Origin of the sequence: Bradyrhizobium macuxiense, from assembly GCF_001542415.1 — a bacterium.
Classification (GTDB): domain Bacteria; phylum Pseudomonadota; class Alphaproteobacteria; order Rhizobiales; family Xanthobacteraceae; genus Bradyrhizobium; species Bradyrhizobium macuxiense.
Map to the genome: position 1 here is coordinate 1 of NZ_LNCU01000012.1, position 4171 is coordinate 4171.

5 protein-coding genes and 1 pseudogene are annotated in these 4171 nt (G+C 64.9%); all 6 read left to right on the forward strand.

Annotated elements, in window-relative coordinates; translation table 11 throughout:
- The coding region (pcaH, locus tag AS156_RS02710; protein WP_066499654.1) for a protocatechuate 3,4-dioxygenase subunit beta at window positions 1-632 on the forward strand (632 nt) is incomplete at its 5' end.
- 1 nt (window position 633) lies between these two features.
- Window positions 634-1239, forward strand: a complete 606-nt coding sequence (gene pcaG / locus AS156_RS02715; protein WP_066499656.1) for a protocatechuate 3,4-dioxygenase subunit alpha — start codon at window positions 634-636, stop codon at window positions 1237-1239.
- 171 nt (window positions 1240-1410) lie between these two features.
- On the forward strand, window positions 1411-1734 hold the full coding sequence (locus AS156_RS02720) for an ArsR/SmtB family transcription factor (RefSeq protein WP_066499665.1): 324 nt from the start codon (window positions 1411-1413) through the stop codon (window positions 1732-1734).
- A gap of 10 nt (window positions 1735-1744) precedes the next feature.
- Complete coding sequence (locus AS156_RS02725; protein WP_066499658.1) at window positions 1745-2209, forward strand: SRPBCC domain-containing protein; 465 nt, start codon at window positions 1745-1747, stop codon at window positions 2207-2209.
- Between the two features lie 19 nt (window positions 2210-2228).
- Window positions 2229-3074, forward strand: a complete 846-nt coding sequence (locus AS156_RS02730) for a shikimate dehydrogenase (protein ID WP_066499659.1) — start codon at window positions 2229-2231, stop codon at window positions 3072-3074.
- 18 nt (window positions 3075-3092) lie between these two features.
- Window positions 3093-4171: pseudogene (locus AS156_RS02735) on the forward strand (Gfo/Idh/MocA family protein); the annotation flags it as partial.

A 4171-nucleotide genomic window follows, 5' to 3' on the forward strand; every position in this document is an offset into this window, starting at 1 on the left:
CGATCAAGCGCGCGCCGCAGAAGCCGCTGATCCCGATGCGGCACACGCTCTCGGAGCTCACCGGTCCGGTCTATGGTCATGAGACCGTGCGCGCGCATGACAACGACCTCACCATCCAGGCCAAGGGCGAGCCGCTCGGCGAACGGATCATCGTGCACGGCTATGTGCTCGACGAGGACGGCCGCGGCGTGCCCAACACGCTGGTCGAGCTGTGGCAGGCCAATGCCTGCGGCCGCTACATCCATGTCGTCGACCAGCACCCGGCGCCGCTCGATCCGAACTTCACCGGCGCCGGCCGCACCCAGAGCGACGCCAACGGCTATTACAAGTTCATCACCATCAAGCCCGGCGCCTATCCGTGGGGCAACCACCACAACGCCTGGCGGCCCGCCCATATCCACTTCTCGGTGTTCGGCCACTCCTTCGTCTCGCGCCTCGTCACGCAGATGTATTTCCCCGGCGATCCGCTGTTTCCGTTCGACCCGATCTTCAACTCGGTGACCGACGAGAAGGCGCGGGCGCGGATGATCTCGTCCTTCGATCTCGACAACACCAAGCCGGAATGGGCGCTGTGCTACCGCTTCGATATCGTGCTGCGCGGGCGCAACGCCACGCCGATGGAGACCAAGTAAAGTGTCGAACCCGCGTCCTGATGGAATCACGCCGTCGCAGACCGTCGGCCCCTATTTCAAATACGGCCTGACGCCGAACGGCGAGTATGAATGGAACGACGCCTTCACCAACAATCTGCTGACGCCGGATACGTCGGGTGATCGCATCCGCGTCGAGGGCAAGGTCTATGACGGCGACGGCGCGGTGATTCCGGACTGCATGCTGGAGATCTGGCAGGCCGATGCGCAGGGCCGCTTCTCCGATCCGCAAGACAAGCGCGCGCTGCCGAATTCGAGCTTCAAGGGCTTTGGCCGCTGCGGCACCGACAACAGCGGCGCCTACGCGTTCGACACCATCAAGCCGGGCGTGGTGCCGGATCCCGACGGCAAGAAGCAGGCGCCGCATATCCTGCTCGCGGTGTTCGCGCGCGGCATGCTGCTGCATCTCTACACGCGGATCTATTTCGACGACGAAGCCGGCAATGCCGATGATCCCGTGCTGGCGCTGGTGCCGGAAGATCGCCGCGCCACCTTGGTCGCGAAGCGCAAGGCCGGCTCCGGCAGCGCGGTCTACGCGCTCGACATCTACCTGCAGGGCGACAACGAGACGGTGTTCTTCGACGTCTGATCCGGCCGATAGCCTCTGCCGTCGCGCGCCGTAACAGGCGCGCGCAAATCCCCTCGTGAGCGCTTCCGTTCCCGATTTGCCTGCTGCGCGCCTTCGCCGCAGCGGATTTCGGTTGACTATGTTCGATCAGTTATATAACAAATAGATTATATAATTGAGATGAAATCAAACATGGCCAACCTCGACGCCACCTTCTCCGCGCTCGCCGACCCGACCCGCCGGGCGATCCTGGCGCGCCTTGCCCTGGGCGAAGCGACTGTCATGGAGCTGGTCGAGCCGTTCGACATGACCCAGCCCGCGATCTCCCGGCATCTCAAGGTGCTCGTGAACGCAGGCCTGGTCGTGCAGCGGGTCGAGGGCACCAAGCGCCCGTGCCGGCTCGCGCCAACCGCGGTCGCCGAGATCGATCAATGGCTCGGCATGCTCAGGCGCGCGCTGGAAACCAATTACGACCGGCTGGACGGAGTCCTCGCCGCGATGAAGCCCGAGAAGTGAAAGGTAGCCCATGAGCAAGTTGACGCTGAAGACCGAAGGTGACAGCTACGTCATTGTCACCAGACGCTTCGTCGCCCCGCCCGAGGCGGTGTATCGCGCGCATACCGAGCCGGAGCTGCTGCAGAAATGGCTGCTCGGTCCCGAGGGCTGGACCATGCCGGTCTGCGTCAGCGAGGCGCGCCCCGGCGGCAAGATCCGCTACGAGTGGACCGACGGTAAAGGAGGCGGCTTTCATCTGACCGGCGAATATCTCGAGCTGGTGCCGTTCAGCCGCCTCGTCCATGTCGAGCGCATGCACCTGCCCGATCCGACGCCGGACAATCATGTCGAGACGCGCTTCGAGCCCGACGGCAGCGGCACGCTGATGACCATGCGGATGACGCTGCCGGACGCCGAGACGCGCGCGGCGATGCTCGCGACCGGCATGGAGCACGGCATGGAAGACAGCTATGCTCGGCTCGACAGCATGAGCTGAGTTCCGCATTCGAGGGACAATGCGCGACCGCTTCCTCACCGGTTTGATTGGCTATCCGATCGCGCATTCCGCCGCGCCTGCGATGCATGAGCAGGCGGCCACAGCGCTCGACGCGCACTGCCACTATCAGCTCATCGAGGTGGCCGGTGCCGGGCGCGACGATCTGCGTGCGATGCTCGAGGGTGTCAGGCGCCTCGGCTTTGCCGGCGTCAACGTCACCTTTCCCTACAAGGAAGCCGTCGTCGATCTGCTGGACGAGCTGACGCCGGACGCTCGCGCAATCGGCGCGGTCAACACCATCGTCGTCGACGGCACGCGGCTGGTCGGGCACAACACCGACGCCACAGGCTTTGCGCGCGCGATCGCACCGCTGCTTGCCACCAAGTCGCGCGGCGCGATCGCATTGATCGGTGCGGGCGGCGTCGGCAAGGCGATCGCCTTCGCGCTGGCCGGCCTGGGCGCGGGTGAGATCAGGATCTTCGACGCCGATGCGGCGAAGGCCACGGAGCTTGCCGATCAATTGCAGGGCGGTGTCGCGGCCCGCAGCGTCGCGACCGCGGTCGATGGCGCGGCCGGCCTGATCAATGCGACGCCGGTCGGCATGCTGCCGAACCGCGACACGCCGGTGCCTGACACGCTGCTGCATCCGGCGATGTGGGTCGCCGACGCGGTTTACTCGCCGCTGTGGACCCCGCTGCTGTCGGCGGCGAACGCCAAGGGCGCCACGGTGCTGACCGGGCGCGATCTCGCGATCAATGCGGCCGCGGATGCGTTCGCGTTGTTCACGGGGATGACGCCGCCCGTGGCCGTGATGGGAAATGCGTTCGACGCCGTGATGGCTGCGCGCTACTCTCCGTCAGCCTGAAGCACGGAAGCATTCCCAATGACAAAAATCCGGATCGGTCTCGCCGGCTGCGGCTTCGTGTCGGAGCTGCACATGGTTGCCTATCGGCGCGTCTACGGCGTCGACGTCGAGGTGAGAGCGGTCGCGGCGCGCGGCGATCATGTCGTCGAGTTCGCCCGCAAGCATCAGATTCCGAATGCCTATCGCAGCTTCGCCGAGCTCGTGGCCGACCGCGAGCTTGACGTCATCGACATCTGCACGCCGCCGAACCTGCACGCGGCGATGATCGTGGAGGCGATGCAGAGCGGCAAGCACGTGATCTGCGAGAAGCCGTTTAGCGGCTATTTCGGCCGGGAGTGCGATAAGCAGCCGATCGGAAAACACGTGCCGAAGGCGCTGATGTACCAGCGCGTGATGGAGGAGATGGAGGCGACCCGCGCCGCGATAGAGAAGACAGGCAAGCTCTTCATGTATGCCGAGGACTGGATCTACGCGCCGGCGGTGACGAAGACTGCGGAGATCATCCGCGCCACCAGGGACAAGATCCTGTTCATGAAGGGCGAGGAGAGCCATTCCGGCTCGCACGCCGCGCATGCCGCGCAATGGGCGATGACCGGCGGCGGCTCGCTGATCCGCATGGGCTGTCATCCGCTCTCGGCGGTGCTCTATCTCAAGCAGGTCGAGGCCCGAGCGCGCGGCGAGACGATCACCGTCGCGAGCGTCACCTGCGATGTCGGCAACGTCACGGCGGGCCTCAAGCCGGAGGAACGTGCCTACATCAAGGCCAATCCGGTTGATGTCGAAGACTGGGGCACGCTGACCGCGACTTTCTCCGACGGCACCAAGGCGACGGTGTTTTCCGGTGACATGATCATGGGCGGCGTGCGCAATCTGATCGAGACTTACACCTCCGGCGGCTCGTTGTTCGCCAACATCACGCCGAACACGCATCTGACGAGCTATCAGACCTCAGAGGAGAAGCTCGCCAGCGTCTACATCACCGAGAAGGTCGACCGCAAAACCGGCTGGCAATATGTCTGCCTCGAGGAGGAATGGACCCGCGGCTACCTGCAGGAGATCCAGGACTTCATGGAATGCGTCGCGACCGGCAGGCAGCC

Bases quoted from the DNA above. Each gene is read 5' to 3' on its own strand.
- AS156_RS02730 (WP_066499659.1), top strand. From the start codon at position 2,229: ATGCGCGACCGCTTCCTCACCGGTTTGATTGGCTATCCGATCGCGCAT.
- AS156_RS02720 (WP_066499665.1), top strand. From the start codon at position 1,411: ATGGCCAACCTCGACGCCACCTTCTCCGCGCTCGCCGACCCGACCCGC.
- AS156_RS02725 (WP_066499658.1), top strand. From the start codon at position 1,745: ATGAGCAAGTTGACGCTGAAGACCGAAGGTGACAGCTACGTCATTGTC.